At 68.4% G+C, this 17,504-nt stretch carries 16 protein-coding genes; 7 read left to right on the forward strand and 9 right to left on the reverse strand.

From position 1 onward, the window contains the following. Window positions 1-5: 5 nt before the first annotated feature. Entirely contained in the window at window positions 6-2,021 is a 2,016-nt protein-coding gene (locus tag G5B46_RS10430) for a S9 family peptidase (protein WP_165258463.1), read from the reverse strand. A gap of 96 nt (window positions 2,022-2,117) precedes the next feature. Next, window positions 2,118-3,104 (reverse strand): D-glycerate dehydrogenase, encoded by a 987-nt coding sequence (locus tag G5B46_RS10435; protein ID WP_165258465.1) that lies wholly within the window; start codon window positions 3,102-3,104, stop codon window positions 2,118-2,120. Between the two features lie 73 nt (window positions 3,105-3,177). Here G5B46_RS10435 and G5B46_RS10440 point away from each other — a divergent pair, with 73 nt between their 5' ends. The 5 genes from G5B46_RS10440 to G5B46_RS10460 all read left to right on the forward strand — a co-directional run bounded on the left by G5B46_RS10440 (window position 3,178) and on the right by G5B46_RS10460 (window position 6,828). Then, window positions 3,178-3,717: an SH3 domain-containing protein gene (locus G5B46_RS10440; RefSeq protein WP_165258467.1), complete on the forward strand. Its 540-nt coding sequence runs from the start codon at window positions 3,178-3,180 to the stop codon at window positions 3,715-3,717. A gap of 86 nt (window positions 3,718-3,803) precedes the next feature. After that, on the forward strand, window positions 3,804-4,319 hold the full coding sequence (gene fabA, locus G5B46_RS10445; RefSeq protein ID WP_165258469.1) for a 3-hydroxyacyl-[acyl-carrier-protein] dehydratase FabA: 516 nt from the start codon (window positions 3,804-3,806) through the stop codon (window positions 4,317-4,319). 69 nt (window positions 4,320-4,388) lie between these two features. After that, on the forward strand, window positions 4,389-5,603 hold the full coding sequence (fabB, locus tag G5B46_RS10450) for a beta-ketoacyl-ACP synthase I (RefSeq protein ID WP_165258471.1): 1,215 nt from the start codon (window positions 4,389-4,391) through the stop codon (window positions 5,601-5,603). 86 nt (window positions 5,604-5,689) lie between these two features. Then, window positions 5,690-6,505: an enoyl-ACP reductase gene (locus G5B46_RS10455; protein ID WP_165258473.1), complete on the forward strand. Its 816-nt coding sequence runs from the start codon at window positions 5,690-5,692 to the stop codon at window positions 6,503-6,505. 89 nt (window positions 6,506-6,594) lie between these two features. Further along, entirely contained in the window at window positions 6,595-6,828 is a 234-nt protein-coding gene (locus G5B46_RS10460) for a type II toxin-antitoxin system ParD family antitoxin (RefSeq protein WP_165258475.1), read from the forward strand. 20 nt (window positions 6,829-6,848) lie between these two features. Here the strand turns inward: G5B46_RS10460 and G5B46_RS10465 are convergent, their stop codons facing one another. The 5 genes from G5B46_RS10465 to G5B46_RS10485 all read right to left on the reverse strand — a co-directional run bounded on the left by G5B46_RS10465 (window position 6,849) and on the right by G5B46_RS10485 (window position 12,710). Continuing rightward, window positions 6,849-7,457: a TetR/AcrR family transcriptional regulator gene (locus G5B46_RS10465; RefSeq protein ID WP_165258477.1), complete on the reverse strand. Its 609-nt coding sequence runs from the start codon at window positions 7,455-7,457 to the stop codon at window positions 6,849-6,851. Further along, a complete protein-coding gene (locus G5B46_RS10470; protein ID WP_165258479.1) occupies window positions 7,457-9,070 on the reverse strand; it encodes a DHA2 family efflux MFS transporter permease subunit in 1,614 nt (537 codons plus the stop codon). Before G5B46_RS10470 ends, G5B46_RS10465 begins: the two co-directional genes overlap by 1 nt. Before the next feature lie 12 nt (window positions 9,071-9,082). Beyond that, entirely contained in the window at window positions 9,083-10,195 is a 1,113-nt protein-coding gene (locus G5B46_RS10475) for an HlyD family secretion protein (RefSeq protein ID WP_165258481.1), read from the reverse strand. Window positions 10,196-10,353: 158 nt separating this feature from the next. Continuing rightward, window positions 10,354-10,911: a hypothetical protein gene (locus tag G5B46_RS10480; RefSeq protein WP_165258483.1), complete on the reverse strand. Its 558-nt coding sequence runs from the start codon at window positions 10,909-10,911 to the stop codon at window positions 10,354-10,356. Beyond that, window positions 10,911-12,710 carry a DUF885 domain-containing protein gene (locus tag G5B46_RS10485; RefSeq protein ID WP_240903432.1) on the reverse strand — a complete coding sequence of 600 codons (1,800 nt, stop codon included), beginning with the start codon at window positions 12,708-12,710 and terminating at the stop codon, window positions 10,911-10,913. Before G5B46_RS10485 ends, G5B46_RS10480 begins: the two co-directional genes overlap by 1 nt. 129 nt (window positions 12,711-12,839) lie before the next feature. On the opposite strand from G5B46_RS10485, the gene G5B46_RS10490 reads away from it, so the two are divergent. Next, window positions 12,840-13,820, forward strand: a complete 981-nt coding sequence (locus tag G5B46_RS10490; protein WP_165258485.1) for a TraB/GumN family protein — start codon at window positions 12,840-12,842, stop codon at window positions 13,818-13,820. A gap of 87 nt (window positions 13,821-13,907) precedes the next feature. Here G5B46_RS10490 and G5B46_RS10495 read toward each other — a convergent pair whose 3' ends face one another. After that, the gene (locus tag G5B46_RS10495; RefSeq protein ID WP_165258487.1) at window positions 13,908-14,681 is read right to left on the reverse strand and encodes a hypothetical protein; all 774 of its coding nucleotides are present in this window, start codon (window positions 14,679-14,681) and stop codon (window positions 13,908-13,910) included. Window positions 14,682-14,817: 136 nt separating this feature from the next. After that, entirely contained in the window at window positions 14,818-15,618 is an 801-nt protein-coding gene (locus G5B46_RS10500) for a MipA/OmpV family protein (protein ID WP_165258489.1), read from the reverse strand. Window positions 15,619-15,978: 360 nt separating this feature from the next. Between G5B46_RS10500 and ffh the strand changes: the two genes are divergently transcribed. Continuing rightward, the gene (gene ffh, locus G5B46_RS10505; RefSeq protein WP_165258499.1) at window positions 15,979-17,502 is read left to right on the forward strand and encodes a signal recognition particle protein; all 1,524 of its coding nucleotides are present in this window, start codon (window positions 15,979-15,981) and stop codon (window positions 17,500-17,502) included. Window positions 17,503-17,504: the final 2 nt, after the last annotated feature.

Consider the following 17,504-nt stretch of genomic DNA (forward strand, 5'->3'; position numbering starts at 1 on the left):
GTCGATCAGGCGTCGAGCGTCCTGGAAAGGTGCTCGACGGCCTTGGTCAGCACGCTCTTGTAGACCTCGGGCTCCCAGCCCCGGTGCCCGGAGTCGCGCAGCTCGACGTGTTCGACGCTCTTGCCGGCCTTGCGCAGGGCGGCGGCCATGATCTTCGACTGCTTGGCCGACACGATGGTGTCCTTGAGGCCGTGGACCAGCAGGACCGGCGCCTTGATCTCGGCCGCGCGCAGGGCGGGCGAGGCCCGCATCATCATCTGGCGGTCGACGGCCGGATCGCCGATCGTTCTCAGCCAGTAGGCGTAGGCCGGGCTGTCGGCGCCGTCCTCGGCCTTGGAGAAGGCGATGCTCTCGATCAGGTCGGCGTCGCCGGCGATCGCGACGACGCTCTTGTAGAGGTCGGGCTTGCGCACTGCCCCCATCAGCGCCGCGTAGCCGCCGTAGCTGGCCCCGCAGATGGCGACGCGGTCGGCCCGTACCGAGCCGCCGGCGATCACCTGGGCGACCGCGTCCTCGACGTCTTCCTGCATCAGGTCGCCCCAATGCTTGCGGCCGGCCTCGGCGAAGGCCGCGCCATAGCCGCCCGAGCCGCGGAAGTTCACCTGCAGCACCGCCCAGCCGCGGGCGGCGAACACCTGGCCGTAGGTGTCGAAGTCATAGGCGTCGCGAGCCTCGGGACCGCCGTGCGGCATCACCACCAGCGGCCAGGGACCCGGCTTGTTGGGCTTGGTCAGATAGGCCCGCAGCTTGGTTCCGTCGCGCGCCGCGACGTCGAGGATGTCCATCTTCGCCAGGCGATCCTCGGTCAGCCAGGGCGACCGGTCGCCGATCGGCTCGAAGCGCTTGGCCTGCTTGTCGTAGAAGAAATAGCTGCCCGGCATGCGCGGGCCGCTGACCAGCGCCAGATAGCGCTGGCCGTCCTTGCTGGCCTCGATCAGCTCAACATTGGCCTCGCCGCCGAAGAACGAGGTCATGGCCTTGTGGTGCGCGGTCGTCTTGGGGTCGAGGAACTGGTAGCTGACGCGATCATCGACATAGCGGGCGCCCAGGAAATTCCCCTTGTCGTCCAGGAACGCGCCGTCGAGGTCACGGCCGGGGCTCTGGGCCACCGTCTCGCCGAACTGCAGCGTCCGCAGGTCGAAACGCCGCAGCACCCGCATGTCGCCGCCCTCGGGCACGGCGCTGACGAGCAGCACCCCCGGTTCGGGCGTCCCCGCCAGCACGTCGAAGTCGAGGTTTTTCCAGTCGCTCTTGCGGATCTTGCGAACCTGGGTCCAGGCCTTGGCGCCCGGTGCGCGAGCGTAGATCGTCAGCACCGTGCCGCGCCCGTTGACGTCGTAGCGCAGGACCGGCGTTCCGTTCTGGGTGAACCAACCGTAGGTGCTGGCCACGCCGCGCTCGATCAGCGTCGCCACGCCGGTGTAGACGTCCACCGAGTAGAGCGCCAGGACGCTCCAGTCGACGTCCCAGGCGGCCATGAGGATGTTGCGCGGATCATCGCGCAGCATGTCGATGACGTAGCTCAGGTCGTAGTTCTCGCTGACCTTGCGGGCGTTCTCGCCGAACAGCACCACGGCGTCGCCGCCGTCGGTGTTGACGGCCAGGATGCGTCGCACGTCCGGGGTGTCGAACCGCGTCTCCAGAAGGCTGCCGGTCGCGGTGTTCTCGCCATGGGACTTGCTGCGCCACCAGATCAGCAGGCGCCCGTCATTGGCCCAGGCGATGCCGTCGATGTCGAAGACGCCGATCTTCAGCGTGCGCGGGTTGTTGGCGGGATCGGCGGCGTTGAGGAAGGTGACGCTGGCGACGGTCTTGCCGTCGACCTCGCGGCCGGCCAGCATGGCGATGGTCTGGCCGTCCGGCGAAAGCGAAGCGCCGCGCACCAGCGGCGTCTTCAGCATCTCGTCGATGGTCGGCGGCGTCGCCGTGGTCGTCGCCGCCTGGGCCTCCTCGACCTCAAGAAGGATGGACGACAGCGGCAGGCCCATGGCCGCCGCAAGCACGGCGCGACGCGACAACATACAACACACCCCAACTCAACTTACAGTCAGGGTATGGCGGCAGCCAGATCATAAGGTCAAGCTTGCGAAAGCGGTTCGACGACCGCCCCCCGCAGCCTAAAGCATCGCCGGGATGACCCGGTCGGGCGGGCGGTGGCCGTCCATGAAGGTCTTCACGTTGACGATGACCTTCTCGCCCATGTCGATGCGGCCCTCGACGGTGGCCGAGCCCATGTGGGGCAGTAGCACGACGTTGGGCAGCTTGAGCAGCTTGGGATTGATGGCCGGCTCGTGCTCGTAGACGTCCAGGCCCGCGCCGGCGATCTCGCCGCGGGCCAGCATGTTGGCCAAAGCCCCCTCGTCGATGACCTCGCCGCGGGCGGTATTGACGACGATGGCGTGCGGCCGCAGCAGCTTCAGCCGCCGGGCCGACAGCAGGTGGTAGGTGGCCGGGGTGTGCGGGCAGTTGATCGAGATGATGTCCATCCGGGCCAGCATCTGGTCGAGGCTTTCCCAGTAGGTGCAGCCCAGCTCCTCGGCGATGCGCGGGCTGACGGGCTTTCGGTTGTGATAGTGCACCTGCATGCCGAAGGCCTTGGCGCGGCGGGCCACGGCCTGGCCGATGCGGCCCATGCCGACGATGCCCAGGCGCTTGCCCCACAGGCGGCGGCCCAGCATCCAGGTGGGCGACCAGCCCTGGAACTCGCCGGCCTTGACCACTTCGGCGCCTTCGACGACGCGGCGCGAGGCGGCCATGATCAGGGTCATGGTCAGGTCGGCGGTGTCCTCGGTCAGGACGCCTGGCGTGTTGGTGACGATGATCCCCCGCGCATTGGCGGTGGCGACGTCGATATTGTCGACCCCGGCCCCGAAATTGGCGATCAGCTTGAGCCGCTCGCCGGATCGCGACAGAAGGCGACTGTCGATGCGGTCGGTGATGGTCGGCACCAGAACATCGGCCCGTCCCATGGCGTCGACCAGCTCATCGGCGGTCATCGGCTTGTCTGACAGGTTCAGTTCGGTGTCGAACAGTTCGCACATGCGCGTCTCGACCGGATCGGGCAGCTTGCGCGTGACGACGACTTTGAGCTTGCGGGCAGGCATGGGCGGTCCGAAAAGCCTTTCCCTGACGGGCGTTCGAAATCTGTAGCAAAGGGGCCGGAAGCGGCCAAGCAACATGCCGGTGAAATGCAAACATCGTTCGCTGTGCGGTTTGGCGCTGGGCGGACTTGCGGCGGCGACCCTGCTGGCGGCGGGGCCCGCCCTCGCCCAGCCCCCGGCCACGACGCCCTCGGGCCTGCCAGTGCCGCGCTACGTCGTGCTGAAGTACGGCGAGGTCAATGCGCGCCAGGGCCCCGACGAGCAGCATCGCCTGCTGTGGATCTACAAGGCCAAGGGCCTGCCTGTGCAGGTGGTGGCCGAAACCCGCGAGTGGCGGCGGATCTGCGATCCCGAAGGCGGCCTGGCCTGGGTGCACAAGCGCACCACCGATGGCCGCCGCACGGCGATGCGGGTGCAGGACAGCCCCCTGCCCCTGCGCGCCTCGCCCAAGCCGGAGTCGCGGATCAGCGCATACCTGGCCGGCCGCTCGATCGCCAATCTCGACAAGTGCGAAAAGGGCTGGTGCCGCCTGAAGGCCGACGGCGCGTCGGGCTGGGCCCCGGAAGACGAGATCTGGGGGGCGAAAGAGACCCCGCAGTGTCCCGAAGGGCGCTGATTTGCGCCCATTTCGGGGTGGCTCTCACCAATTGTCGCCGAATGTAACATTGAGGCCCGCCCCGGCGCCGTGCTAGGGGCGTTCGCATGCAAAAGAGCGCCTACACCTTCGAAGAGCTCCTGGCCTGCGGCCGGGGCGAAATGTTCGGCCCCGGCAACGCCCAGCTGCCCGTGCCGCCGATGCTGATGTTCGATCGCATCGTCCGGATCGAATCCGAGGGCGGCAAGTACGGCAAGGGCTATGTCGAAGCTGAATTCGACATCAAGCCGGACCTCTGGTTCTTCGGCTGCCACTTCATCGGCGACCCCGTCATGCCCGGGTGCCTGGGCCTGGACGCCATGTGGCAGCTGGTCGGCTTCTTCCTGGGCTGGTCGGGCGCGCCGGGTCGCGGCCGCGCCCTGGGCGTGGGCGAAGTGAAGTTCACCGGCCAGGTGACCCCCGACGTCAAGAAGGTCGTCTACAAGATCGACCTGAAGCGCGTGATCATGCGCAAGCTGGTCATGGGCATCGGCGACGGCGTCATGGAAGCCGACGGCAAGGTGATCTACGAAACCAAGGACCTCAAGGTCGGCCTGTTCACGGCCGAACAGATGGCGGGTTGATCCAACCGACAGGCCGGCCGTTCTGTTCAAGGAGCCGGCTCCGGCGATCGGGGAGAAAGAGGTACTGATATGCGTCGCGTCGTCGTCACGGGACTGGGCGTCGTCTCGTCCATCGGCAACAACGCCAACGAGGTGCTGGCTTCGCTGCGCGAGGCCAAGTCGGGCGTGGTCGCCGCGCCGGAGTACGCGGAACTCGGCTTCCGCTGCCAGGTGCACGCCGCGCCCCAGATCGAGTGGGAAGGCCTGGTCGATCGCCGCGCCGCGCGCTTCCTGGCGCCCGGCACGGCCTACGCCCACATCGCCATGGAACAGGCGATCACGGATTCCGGCCTCGATGAGAGCGACATCTCCAACGAGCGCACGGGCCTGATCGTCGGTTCGGGCGGCCCGTCCACCCGCGTCATCGTCGAGGCCGCGGCCACGACGAAGGAAAAGGGTCCCAAGCGGATCGGTCCGTTCGCGGTGCCCAAGGCCATGAGCTCGGGTCCGTCGGCGGTGCTGTCGACCTGGTTCAAGATCCGCGGGATCAACTATTCGATCAGCTCGGCCTGCGCGACCAGCGCCCACTGCATCGGCGCGGGCGCCGAGCAGATCCAGCTGGGCAAGCAGGACATCGTCTTCGCCGGCGGCTGCGAGGAGTTGGACTGGACCCTGTCGAACCTGTTCGACGCCATGGGCGCCATGAGCACCAACTTCAACGACCGCCCGGCCGTGGCCAGCCGCGCCTACGACAAGGACCGCGACGGCTTCGTGATCGCCGGCGGCGCCGGGATCGTGGTGCTCGAGGAATACGAGCACGCCAAGGCGCGCGGGGCCAAGATCTATGGCGAACTGATCGGCTACGCCGCCAACTCCGACGGCTACGACATGGTCGCCCCGTCGGGCGAGGGCGCGGCTCGCTGCATGAAGCTGGCGATGGCGCAGGCCGGCGGCCGCACCATCGACTACCTGAACCCGCACGGCACCTCGACGCCGGTGGGCGACAGCAAGGAGATGGGCGCGGTGCGCGAGGTGTTCGGCGACAAGGCGCCGCTGATCTCGTCGACCAAGTCGCTGACCGGCCACAGCCTGGGCGCGGCCGGCGCGCAGGAAGCGATCTACTCGATCCTGATGCTCAAGAACGGCTTCGCCGCCGAGAGCGCCAACATCGAGAACCTCGACCCCGAGTTCGCCGACCTGCCGATCCTGCGCCAGCGGGCCGACAAGCCGCTCGACACGGTGATGTCCAACAGCTTCGGCTTCGGCGGCACCAACGGCACGCTGATCTTCGGCCAGGCCGACTGAGCCTTTTCCAGACACGCCGGGGCAGGCGGGTTCCGAAGCGGAAGCCCGCCTGCTAACCAGCGATCCAAGATCCAAGGAGCCGACCGATGGCCGACGACTACGCATTCCCCAAGGGCGAGCTGATGGCGGGCAAGAAGGGCCTCGTCATGGGCGTGGCCAACCACAACTCGATCGCCTGGGGCATCGCCAGCCAGCTGGCCGCCCAGGGCGCCGAGATGGCCTTCACCTACCAGGGCGAGGCGCTGGAGCGCCGCGTGCGCCCGCTGGCCGAAAGCATCGGCGTGACCACCCTGATCCCGGCCGACGTCACCGACGACGCCTCGATGGACGCGGCCTTCGCCGCCGTCGAGGAGAAGTTCGGCACGCTCGACTTCGTGGTCCACTCGGTGGCCTTCGCCAACAAGGACGAGCTGAAGGGCTCGTTCGTCGACAACACCACCCGTGAGGGCTTCCTCACGGCCATGAACATCTCGGCCTTCAGCTTCGTCGACGTCGCCAAGCGCGCGGCCAAGATCATGCCGAACGGCGGCTCGCTGATCACCATGACCTATCTCGGGTCGGAGCGGACCATCCCGAACTACAACACCATGGGCGTGGCCAAGGCCGCCCTGGAAGCGGCGACCCGCTACATCGCCCGCGACCTCGGCCCCAAGGGCATCCGCTGCAACGCCATCTCGGCCGGCGCCATGCGCACGCTCGCCCTGGCGGGTATCGCCGGCGGCCGGGGCATGATCGCCCAGGGCCGCGCCTTCAGCGCCATGAAGGAAGACACCTCGATGGAAGGCGTCGCCGGCGCCGCCCTGTGGCTGGTCTCGGACCTGGGCCGTTCGACCACGGGCGAAGTCGTCCACGTCGACGCCGGCTTCCACATGATGGGCATGCCCGACGAAGCCGAAGGCTGATCCCCTTCGGCCCCAGGCTGAACGAACGAGGCCCGGCGGAGCGATCCGCCGGGCTTTTTCGTGGGCGCCGCCGGTGTTAGCCTGCGCCCATGAGCACGCTGAACATCGCTCTGCCCGATACGCTCCAGGCCTTCGTCGAGGAGCAGGCCGTCGCCCAAGGCTACGAGGGCGAGGCGGACTACGTGCGCGACCTGATCCGCCGGGAGCAGGATCGGGAGACTCTCAGGGCGAAATTGCGCGAAGGCGGGGAATCCGGCTTCGGTGCGCCTATCGACGACGCTTATTTCGACGAGCTGCGCGCAAGGGCCAGAAAAGGCCAGTGACCGCGGCGACGCGAGACTGACTAAGGCGCGTAGGCCCGCATGAACCGGTCAGCGGCGGCCGCGGCCTGGGCGTGGAACTCGGCGGCGGTGCGGTCGGACGGCAGGCGCAGCAGGGCCCGCAGCTGGCTGTGGCCCATGACCATGCCGGCGAAGAACTCGGCCGCCTGGTCGGCGTCGTCGACGGCCAGGCGGCCCAGCTTCGTTTCGGTCTCCAGGAAGGCGGCCAGCTGGCGGCGGGCCTGGCGGGGGCCGGCCTCGAACACCTCGCTGGCCACGTCGGGCATCTCGCCCGCGCCCTGGATGATCACCCGCAGCACCGAATAGCCGTTGGTGGTGATCACCGTCTCCAGCATCGAGCGGGCGATGGCCTCCAGCGCCTCGCGCGGATTGTCGACGGCGCCCGGCTCGCGCAGCGGGGCGGTGATGCGCGCCACGCGACGGGCCATCAGCGCCTTCACCAGCTCGGCCTTGGAGCCGTAATGGTTGTAGACCGTCTGCTTGGAGACGCCGGCCCGGCGGGCGATCTCCTCCATCGGGGCCGAGAGGCCGCGTTGGCCGATCACCTCGACGGCGGCGTCGAGGATGGCCTCGGTCTTGGCGACGTCGATCTGTCCGGCGATCCTGGGCATCAGTGGGCGTCCGAGGGCGGCGGCGGCAGGACCTTGGGCGGCGCGGCCAGCAGGCTGACCACGGCGGCCACGAAGCAGCCGTAGGCCAGCAGTGTGAAGCTGTCGCCGAAGGCCAGCACCGTGGCCTGCTGGTTCATCATGTTGCCGATCGCCTTGCGGGCCGCGCCGTCGGGGTCGCTGACCCCCAGCTGCTGCATGCGCGCGGCCAGGCCCGCCATCATCGTTCCGGCCTCGCCGCCGTTCATCACCTTCGACGACATGTCGCTGAAGTAGAGGGCGGTCTGCTGGGTGATGCTGGTGGCCAGCAACGCCAGGCCGATGGCGCCGCCGGTGTTGCGCGCGAGATTCACGAGGCCCGAGGCGTTCTTGACCATGTGCGGCGGCAGGGTGCTCATCGTGATCTGCTGGGTCGCGATCATGGCGATCATGACGCCGACGCCGCGGCAAGCCTGCACCCAGGCGAATTCCCAGAAACCCCAGTTTTTGGTCACGCCGTGGGCCATGTACATGCCCCAGCCGGCCAGCAGGAAGCCCGCGCACATCGGGATGCGCGGATCGACCTTGCGCACGATGCGGCCGGCGATCGGGCCGGTGGCGAACATCGACAGGCCCGAGACCACCATGGTGGTGCCCACTTCCGAGGCCGAATAGCCCCGCACGCGGCTGAGGAACTGCGGCAGCAGGAAGGTGCCGCCGAACAGGCTGGCGCCCGAGATCGCGGTCATCATCACGCCGATGCTGAAGTTGCGGTTGGCGAAGGCCTTCAGCTCGACGATCGGGTTCTTGTAGGTCAGCTGACGCCAGATGAAGACCACGCCGGTGACCACGGTCACGACGGTGAGGCCCAGGATCAGGTCGTCCTCGAACCAGTTCTCCTTGGCGCCTTCCTCCAGCACGTACTGCATGCTCATCAGGAAGACGGCCATGAAGGCCAGGCCCGACCAGTCGAAGCCCTTGGCCAGGCTGGGGTCGCCCTTGTCGAAGTCGCCCCACTTGGCCACCGCGAACAGCACCAGGATGCCGGGCGGGACGTTGATGAAGAACAGCCAGCGCCAGGATAGCCACTCGGTAAGGTGGCCGCCCAGGGTCGGGCCGACGGTGGGGGCCAGGGTGACGATCAGGCCCATGATGACGCTGGCGGTGATCCGGCGCTCGGGCGGGAAGGCGGTGAAGGCCACGGCGAACACCGTCGGGATCATCGCCCCGCCGATGAACCCCTGCAGCGCCCGGGTCAGGATCATCATGTCGATCGACGAGCTGAGGCCGGTGGCGACGCTCATCAGGATGAAGCCCAGGCACGAGGCCATGTAGAGCCGCTGGGTGCCCCACAGCCGCGAGAGATATCCCGACAGCGGGATCATCACGACCTCAGGGATCAGGTAGGCGGTCTGGATCCAGCTGACCTGGTCGGCGCTGGCCCCGACGCCCGCCTGGATCTGCGGCAGCGAGGCCGCGACGATCTGGATGTCGAGGATGGCCATGAACTGGCCGATGACCATCGCCCCGAAGCCGAGGAATAGCTTGGTCCAGTCGACCTCGCCCCCGGTCTTGGCCGGGGCGGGCGGCGCGGCGGGCTTGCCGGCCGCGGCGTTGGGCAGGGCGGCGTCGGTCACGACGGCGCGGCCTTAGCGGGCCTGGGTCGCGGTCGAGGCGCGAGCGACCTGCTCAGCCCCCTGGCCGGCGTCCGCGAAGGACGGGCCCGAACGGTCGCGGACGTCGACCTTGACCTCGACCGACAGGCCCGGACGCAGGGCCGCGCCCTTGCCCGAACGCTCGACGGCGATCTTGACCGGCAGGCGCTGGGTGATCTTGGTGAAGTTGCCGACGGCGTTCTCGACTGGGATCAGGGCGAACTCCTGGCCGGTGGCCGGGGCGAAGCTGTCGACCTTGCCGACGATCTTCTCCTTGCCGAAGGCGTCGGCGTGGATCTCGACCGGCTGGCCGACCCGCAGGCGGGCGACCTGGGTCTCCTTGAAGTTGGCGACCACGAAGCTCTGGCCCAGCGGCACCACCGACATCAGGGCCACGCCCGGCTGCACCAGCTGGCCGGGGCGCACGGTGCGGGCGCCGACCACGCCGGCGGCGGGGGCGCGGATCACGGTGCGTTCGAGGTCCAGGCGGGCCTGGGCGACGGCCGCGTGGGCGGCGGCGGCCTGGGCGACCGTCTGGGCGCGGGCCGAGCCCAGGGCCGAGGCGGTGCGGCGCTCGGCCTCCAGGGCGGCCTGGGCGCTGGCCACGGTGGCTTCCGACTGCTTGGTTCCGGCGGCTTCGGTCTGGACCTTCTGCTGCGAGACCCAGCCCTGCTTGGCCAGGGCGTCGTAGCGGTCGAGGTCCGCGCGGGCCCGGCCGGCGTCGGCCTGGGCGCTGGCGACGCCCGCCTGGCGCTGCTGGATCAGGGCCTGTTCGAGGACGGACTTGTCGTCGACGCTCTTGATGGCCGCGTCGAGGGCGGCGGCGTTGGCGATCGCCTGGTCGAGCTTGGCCTGGAAGGTCGACGGATCGATCATGGCCAGCACCTGGCCGGCCTCGACCCGCTGGTTGTCGGCCACCAGCACTTGGGCGACATAGCCGGTGACCTGCGGGCTGACCGAGACGGTGTCGGCCTGAACGAAGGCGTTGTCGGTGCTCTCGAAGCGCTGCTTGTCGATGTACCAGAACACGCCGCCGACCAGGATGGCCGCGCCGGCGACGCCGGCCACCAGCAACGGAACCAGCTTCTTCTTCTTCGTCTCGGCCATGGCCCAACCCTGAAAGGACTGCGGGCGTCCGAAAACGGGGGCGACTATTCGCCTAGCGGACGCGACGGGGGATAAATGGACGATTTCGTCCAAAAATCAATCCGCCCTTTCCGCGGCATTGTGCGGCGCCGCGAAAACGCCCGCGCCGACGCACCGGCTCATTCCAACGGCGGTCGCTCGTCCGTCCAGCAGGCCTCGAGCGCCGCGCTCGCCTTCTTCCACCATGGCCCTATGAGGTCGCCGGTGGGATCGAGCAGCGTCAGGGCCACGTCCGACGAACCGGCTTGACCCCACCGCTTCAGCCGCCACCCCGAACTGTGGAGCGGCGGCGTCTGCATGCGCGGCTTAGGCAGGTCGCGCAGCGCGTAGGGCGTGGCGGCCGGCAGGCTGTCGAGGTCCTCGATCACCGTGACCAGGGCCGGACACTTGCGCCCGTCGATCCACTGGGTCCTGGTTTCCTCCTGGCCAGCCCGCGCGCCGATGCGCCAGGCCTCCTCTTTCTTCCTTTCCGCCGTCCACACCGACGGCTCGCCTGGCGCGGGCCGGCCGTCGGGACCGAACAGGCCATGACGGGTGAAGGCGACGCTGGTGCTGCCGGATCCCGAAGGACCGGCGAAGCCGTAGTCGAGCACCACCCAGGGAAAGGACTGATACCGGATCTGGGCGGCGGCCGGCGTCGCCAGCAGCAGAACGAGCGCGAGCAGGGCCGTACGCATCAGGCGGCCTTCTTTTCGGCGATCCAGGCGTCGACCTGGACCTCCAGCACGTCGAGCGGCACGGCGCCGTTCTTCAGCACCGCGTCGTGGAAACCGCGCAGGTCGAACCTGTCGCCCAGCGCCGTCTCGGCCCGGGCCCGCAGCTCGCGGATCTTCAGCTCGCCCAGCTTGTAGGCCAGGGCCTGGCCCGGCCATGTGATGTAGCGGTCGACCTCGGCCTCGATGTTGGTGCGCGACAGGGCGGTGTTGTCGAGCATGAAGGCGATGGCCTGGTCGCGGGTCCAGCCCTTGGAGTGGATGCCGGTGTCGACCACCAGGCGGCAGGCGCGCCACATCTCGTAGGACAGGCGGCCCATGTCCTTCTCGGGCGTGTCGTAGAGGCCCATCTCGATGCCCAGGCGCTCGGAATAGAGGCCCCAGCCCTCGACGAAGCCGGTGAAGAAGGCCGCGTTCTTGCGGAACTCCGGCAGGTCCAGCTCCTGCTGCAGCGCGATCTGGTGGTGGTGGCCGGGCACGGCCTCGTGCACCGTCAGGGCCGGCATCTCGTAGAGCGGCCGCTGGTCGAGGTGGGTGGTGTTGACGAAGTAGACGCCAGGCGAGCCTGTGCTGGCGAAGCCGGCGTTGTAGTAGGCCGTGGTGTTGCCTTCCGCGATCTCGGCCGGGATCTCGCGGACGGTGTAGGGCAGGCGGGGCAGCGTTCCGAACAGCTTGGGCATCCAGCCGTCGATGGTCTTGGCCAGGAACGTCGCCTCGCGCATCAGCTCGCCCGGTGTCTTGGCGTAGTACTTCGGATCGGTGCGCAGCTTGTCGATGAAGGCCTTGCGGTCGGGCGCGATCCCGCTCTTGCGGGCGACCTCGTCCATCTCGGCGCGGATGCGGGCCACTTCCGACAGCCCCAGCTGGTGGATCTCTTCGGGGGTCTTGGTCGTCGTGGTCATCACCCGCACCTGGTAGGCGTACCAGGCCGGTCCCTGGGGCAGGGCGGAAGCGGCCACGTCCTTGCGGCACCTGGGCGCGTAGTCCTTCTCGTAGAAGTCCGACAGCGCCTGGTAGGCGGGATTGATCTTGCCGCTGATCGTCGCCTTGGCGCGGGCCTGCATGGCGGTCCAGTCGGCGTCGGCGATCGTCGTCGGCTTCTTGCCCTTGAACGGCTTGTAGAAGGCCGAGGCCTCCGGGTCCTTGGCGATGGTGGCGGTGATCGTCGCCCCGAACGCCTTCATCGGCGCGCAAGGCTGGACGTAGCCCTTGGAGAGACCCTCGCGCACCGTGGCGATCGAGGCTGCGTTGTAGGCCGGATAGAGGTCGAGCCGCCTCAGATAGCTGTCGTAGTCGGCCTTGGTGAAGAACGGCAGCATGTCGGGCAGGGCGGCGAAATACTGGTGCCAGCTGCCGATGCTGGAGAACAGCATGGTGCGCTGGCCGAACCGCGCGCCCTCGACCTGCTCGGCGAGCATGCGGTGCAGGATGGCCTTGTTGACCCTGTCGTCCTGGGAAAGGCCCGCGTCGGGGATGGCGTCGAGCCGCTTGCGGAAGGCTTCGGCCTCGGCGGCGCGGCGATCGGCGTAGGCCAGGGACGGATCGTCCAGCTGGTCGTCATAGGTCCGCACGCCCAGCAGGGTGGCCTGCAGCGGCGCGCCCTTCAGCCACCAGGCCCAGTGCTCGTCGACCAGGGCCTTCAGCGCCGGGGAGGCCACGCCGGCCGAGGCGGTCGCCGCCGGCGCCTGGGCCAGGGCGGGCGAGGCCGCGGTTGCAGCCAGCATGGCGGCCGCACAGGCCGCTCCCATCCACCGCTTGAGCATGTTTCCCCCTCCAGGATCATCGACAGCCCCGGCAGACAGCCATGCGTTGGGGAGCCTGCGCAAGTCGCGCCCCCGTTTCGCCATCGCGCGACGCGCACTATGTCTGGCCGCACGCTGAAGGGATGACGCATGGCCGCTTCGAGATCCGCCCGGGTTGGAGCCCTCGCCGCGCTGGCCGTGACCTTCGCCGTCCCGGCCATAGCCCAGACCCCCAGCGTCGAGCTGCAGCCGACCGATCCCGGCAGCGCCGTGGTCGAGGAGCTGCTGGTGGTCGCCCGCCCGCCGGGCCCCGCCCTTTGGCTGGTCGAGAAGAACGGCGCCAAGCTCTATGTGCTCGGCTCGGCCGCGCCCCTGCCGCACCAGCTGAAGTGGGACAGCCCCCGCCTCAACCGCGCTCTGGACCAGGCCAGCCTGGTGCTGGTGCCGCCCGAGGCCTCGGTCGGGCCCATGCAGGTCACCAAGTTCTTCCTCACCGGCGGCGGCGGGGTGCGCCAGGGCTTCGGCAAGAAGCTGGAGGACCGCCTGCCGCCCGACCTGAAGGACCGCTTCGTCAAGGCCCGCACCCAGGCCCGCCGCACTGCCGTGCCCTACAAGGACTGGAAGCCCGCGGTGGCCGGCTTCATCGTGCTGTCGGACTTCCGTCAGGCCGCCGGCCTGTCGGAAGCCAAGCCGGTCAGCACCATCGAGCGCATGGCCAAGGCCAAGGGCGTGAAGGTCAAGGCCATGAGCCAGTACCGCCTGGGCCCGGTGCTGGGCGCGGCCGGCAAGCTGTCGGACGAGGCCAACCTCGCCTGCCTGCGCGACGCCCTCAACGAGATCGACTACGAGGCCCCGCGCTGGAACACGCTGGGGACCGACTGGGCCAACGGCGACATCGCCTCGGTGCGGGCCCGCTATTCGTCGAGCGCCGCCCAGCGCTGCCTGCTGCGCGCGCCCGGCGGAGCGGGCCTGCTCAACGACCAGATCGGCCAGTCGGCCAAGGCGCTTTCGGAGGCGCTCGAACGCCCCGGCGTCACCGTCGCCGTCGTCGACCTGGCCTTCCTGCTGCCCAGCAACGGCGTGCTCGATCGACTGCGGGCGCAAGGCGCGACGGTGACCTCGCCGAGCTAGGCGCTTGCGCTTCGTGGAAGCGTTGCGCCGTGACCGCCAAGGTCGCCAGGAAGCCCGTTGAAATTGGGCGCCGCTCCCCCTTCGGGGCTACATCATGACGTCGCCCTTAAGGATCCTTCGGAACCTCGGCATTTTCGAATTGTAGCCTTCTCGCCTATCCAGAATGACCGGATTGAAAGTGACGTCCAATCCATTTCGGCGACAAGTATTGAAGAATTCCACAGAGCAATATCTGTTTTGACCGTACAGTTCTCTAATATCGAAAAGGTTGTCAGACCCGGACGGATCGCCATTCAATATCAGATTTTTCCACGTCGCAATCTTCACCAACCCGTCAGCAGGATCAACCCCCTTGCTTTCCGGATCAAATAGAGACGCCTCAAGGTCAACGAGATTTATGCGGCGCCACGTGTTCACCCAGTAGAACATGACCTCTCGTAGTTCGTCGTCTCGCAGCGTCTTCTTACCCCGCCGGATTCGCACCGGTATGATCTCGAAATCCACGAGCAGGGGCTCGATCGCCTCGCGCATGCGACTGGAGACGAACAACAGGTTGCCGTTGTGGTTGATCAGGTCCGGCAGCCCCTCAAGCGGCTCCTGGACCGTCCCGGAAAGCTCCGGAGGCAGCCTGTGCGCGACGGAATCGGCCCTGCCGGCGCTGACGTCCCAATGCGGTCCGCCCAGCGCCATGCGCACCGTACCGACCCCCTCGACCTCGTCCGTCAGAATCCTCTGTTCAGGCAGGGGATCCAGCGTAACGCTGACGAGCCGGGGAGAAGAGGGGTGGATGAGATAGGGCAGATCCCATGCCGCACGCCCATTGGGATGATCGTCGCGATCGACTTGAACCCTATCGCTCACCGCTCTAGCCCGCCCTTTTTGACCCGCCGCGCCGCAAGCGCCGCCAGATCGCCTGCAACACGCTGCCGGTCGATCTTGATCGCGGTCGGGCCCCCGCCGCAAGGGCGGGGGATGACGGTCGGAAGGGTCTCCTTACCTACCGCCCGATGAACCGGCGCACGACGATCAGGCCGCCCCGGTACTCGTCCTGCTGGCCGTAGCGTTCGATGAGCGGGCTGTCGGCGGCTTCGCCAAGAATGCGCTCGTAGTTGGCGAAGGTGCCGATGGCGTACTTGTCGCCGATCGGGGTCATCATCAGGAAGGCCACGCCCACCTGGTTGAGGCCGCCCTTGGGGTCGTATTCGTTCAGGCTGGGCACGGCCGCCACGTCGCGGGCGGTGACGCCGTAGAAGGTTCGGTTGGTGTTCTTGTCGCCGCCGCGGGCGTAGACCATCGACTGCAGCAGGCCCACCGGCGTCACGTCCTGGCGCGAGACCGAGCCCCAGAAGTCCCAGCCGTCGGAGACGCCGGTGACGTCGCGGCCGATGCGACCGCCGACCACGAAGTCCTTCCAGGTGCGCTTGTAGGCGTAGAGCGCCAAGTCGGCGCCGGTGTCGGGGCTCTGGATGCCGCTGTCGGTGTCGTCGGGACCGCCCCAGCGCGGCCGCAGCTGGGCGCCGGCGTGGAAGGTCTCGTCGTTGATGACGTTGTAGCCCAGGCCGTCGAGGCCGTTGGCGTAGACCTTGCCCTTCCAGTGGGCGCTGCCCCAGAAGGTGAAGTTGGTCTTGTGCGGGTCCTTGCCGCCGGGGCTGAAGCCGTAGACGGGACCGCCGCCGACATCGACCTCCCAGGTCGCGGGGGCTTCGACGTCCTTGTAGGGCAGGGCCTGGGCGAGAGCCGCGGCGGGCAGGGCGCAGGCGGCCGCCGCCAGCAGGGCGAGGAGAGGCTTGGTCGACATGGAGTCCTTGCGATCAGACCAGAACAAACGGGACCCCAATCCCTGACCGCATCCCGTCGAACGCGTTCGATGAAGCCCTTAATCCTCCGCGGACGGAAAGGCAAAGGGCTTCGCGCGGGCGCCCGCCCCTCGGCGAGCCCCTCGACCAACTGGGCCCAAGCGACTCGAAATCCTTGCATTTTCCACAGCGCTCCCGCATAAGCGCGCACTTCCGGCGCTTTATCAGCAGCGCCTCCACCGTCACGACCCCGCCCCGGTAGCCCGGGACACCATGCGGACGAGGACGGCGAGGACCCCCGTCGACGTGATCGTCCACGGGGGCTGATTGCGTTTGGTCACTGTATTCAACGTGGGTTTCGCATGTTCGACGGCCTTACAGAGCGACTTTCAGGCGTCTTCGACCGCCTCGGCGGTCGCGGCGTGCTGTCCGAAAAGGACATCGACGAGGCGCTGCGCGAAGTCCGCGTGGCCCTGCTGGAAGCCGACGTCGCCCTGCCGGTCGTCAAGGACTTCATCAGCAAGGCCAAGGAAAAGGCCTCCGGCGAGTCCGTCATCCGTTCGGTCAAGCCGGCCGACCAGGTGGTCAAGATCGTCTATGACGGCCTGGTCGAGATGCTGGGCGGCGAAACCCCCACCGGCCTGAACCTGGCGCTGAACCCGCCGACCATCATCCTGATGGCCGGCCTGCAGGGCTCGGGCAAGACCACCACCACCGGCAAGCTGGCCCTTCGCCTTTCGAAGACCGAGCGCAAGAAGGTGCTGGTCGCCTCGCTCGACACCCGTCGCCCGGCCGCCATGGAGCAGCTGGCGACCCTGGCCAAGCAGGTCGGCGTCGAGAGCCTGCCGATCGTCGCCGGCCAGAGCGCCCCCGATATCGCCAAGCGCGCCCTCACCGCCGCCAAGCTCAGCGGCTACGACGTCCTGATCCTCGACACCGCCGGCCGCACCACGCTGGACGAGGCGATGATGAGCGAAGCGGCGGAAATCGCCCGCATCGCCAATCCGTCGGAAACGATCCTGGTCGCCGACAGCCTGACCGGCCAGGACGCCGTGCGCACGGCGAAAGCCTTCCACGAACGCCTGCCGCTGACCGGCCTGATCCTGACCCGCGCCGACGGCGACGGCCGCGGCGGCGCGGCCTTGTCGATGCGCCACGTCACCGGCCTGCCGATCAAGTTCCTCGGCGCCGGCGAGAAGATCGACCAGCTCGACGCCTTCGACGCCCGCCGCGTCGCCGGCCGGATCCTCGGTCAGGGCGACGTCGTCGCGCTGGTCGAGAAGGCCGCCGCCGACCTCGACGCGGCCGAAGCCGAGCGCATGGCCAAGAAGCTGGCCAAGGGCAAGTTCGACCTCGACGACCTGTCGTCCCAGCTGTCGCAGATGCAGAAGATGGGCGGCATGGAAGGCATCATGGGCCTCCTGCCGGGCGTCCAGAAGGTCAAGAAGCAGATCGCCGAAAGCGGCATCGACGACAGCATCTTCCGCCGCCAGCAGGCGATCATCAGCTCGATGACCAAGGAAGAGCGCAAGAAGCCCGACATCCTGGCCGCCTCGCGCAAGCGCCGCATCGCCGCCGGTTCGGGCGTCGACGTCGCCGAGGTCAATCGCCTGCTCAAGCAGCACCGCCAGATGGCCGACATGTTCAAGTCGATGAGCAAGGACGGCGGCAAGGGCCTGGCCCGCATGGCCGGCATGCTCGGCGGCGGCGACATGGCCCGACTGAAATCCCTCGGCGGCGGCAAGATGCCCGCCGCCGATCCCAACGCGACGGAAGGCCAAGGCCTTTCGGGGCTGCCCGGTCTGCCGGGCCTCGGGGGCGGGGCCAACCCGCTCTCCGGCCTGGGCGGCCTGCCGCCCGGCTTCAATCCGTTCAAGAAAAAATAGAC

Origin of the sequence: Caulobacter sp. 602-2, assembly GCF_011043625.1 — a bacterium.
Lineage (GTDB): Bacteria > Pseudomonadota > Alphaproteobacteria > Caulobacterales > Caulobacteraceae > Caulobacter.

Excerpts from the sequence above, each read along its gene's own strand:
- G5B46_RS10480 (WP_165258483.1), bottom strand. The coding sequence starts at position 10,911 with ATGCGTACGGCCCTGCTCGCGCTCGTTCTGCTGCTGGCGACGCCGGCC.
- G5B46_RS10440 (WP_165258467.1), top strand. The coding sequence starts at position 3,178 with ATGCCGGTGAAATGCAAACATCGTTCGCTGTGCGGTTTGGCGCTGGGC.
- G5B46_RS10500 (WP_165258489.1), bottom strand. The coding sequence starts at position 15,618 with ATGTCGACCAAGCCTCTCCTCGCCCTGCTGGCGGCGGCCGCCTGCGCC.
- G5B46_RS10490 (WP_165258485.1), top strand. The coding sequence starts at position 12,840 with ATGGCCGCTTCGAGATCCGCCCGGGTTGGAGCCCTCGCCGCGCTGGCC.
- G5B46_RS10435 (WP_165258465.1), bottom strand. The coding sequence starts at position 3,104 with ATGCCTGCCCGCAAGCTCAAAGTCGTCGTCACGCGCAAGCTGCCCGAT.
- ffh (WP_165258499.1), top strand. The coding sequence starts at position 15,979 with ATGTTCGACGGCCTTACAGAGCGACTTTCAGGCGTCTTCGACCGCCTC.
- G5B46_RS10465 (WP_165258477.1), bottom strand. The coding sequence starts at position 7,457 with ATGCCCAGGATCGCCGGACAGATCGACGTCGCCAAGACCGAGGCCATC.
- fabB (WP_165258471.1), top strand. The coding sequence starts at position 4,389 with ATGCGTCGCGTCGTCGTCACGGGACTGGGCGTCGTCTCGTCCATCGGC.
- fabA (WP_165258469.1), top strand. The coding sequence starts at position 3,804 with ATGCAAAAGAGCGCCTACACCTTCGAAGAGCTCCTGGCCTGCGGCCGG.
- G5B46_RS10430 (WP_165258463.1), bottom strand. The coding sequence starts at position 2,021 with ATGTTGTCGCGTCGCGCCGTGCTTGCGGCGGCCATGGGCCTGCCGCTG.
- G5B46_RS10455 (WP_165258473.1), top strand. The coding sequence starts at position 5,690 with ATGGCCGACGACTACGCATTCCCCAAGGGCGAGCTGATGGCGGGCAAG.
- G5B46_RS10475 (WP_165258481.1), bottom strand. The coding sequence starts at position 10,195 with ATGGCCGAGACGAAGAAGAAGAAGCTGGTTCCGTTGCTGGTGGCCGGC.
- G5B46_RS10460 (WP_165258475.1), top strand. The coding sequence starts at position 6,595 with ATGAGCACGCTGAACATCGCTCTGCCCGATACGCTCCAGGCCTTCGTC.
- G5B46_RS10485 (WP_240903432.1), bottom strand. The coding sequence starts at position 12,710 with ATGCTCAAGCGGTGGATGGGAGCGGCCTGTGCGGCCGCCATGCTGGCT.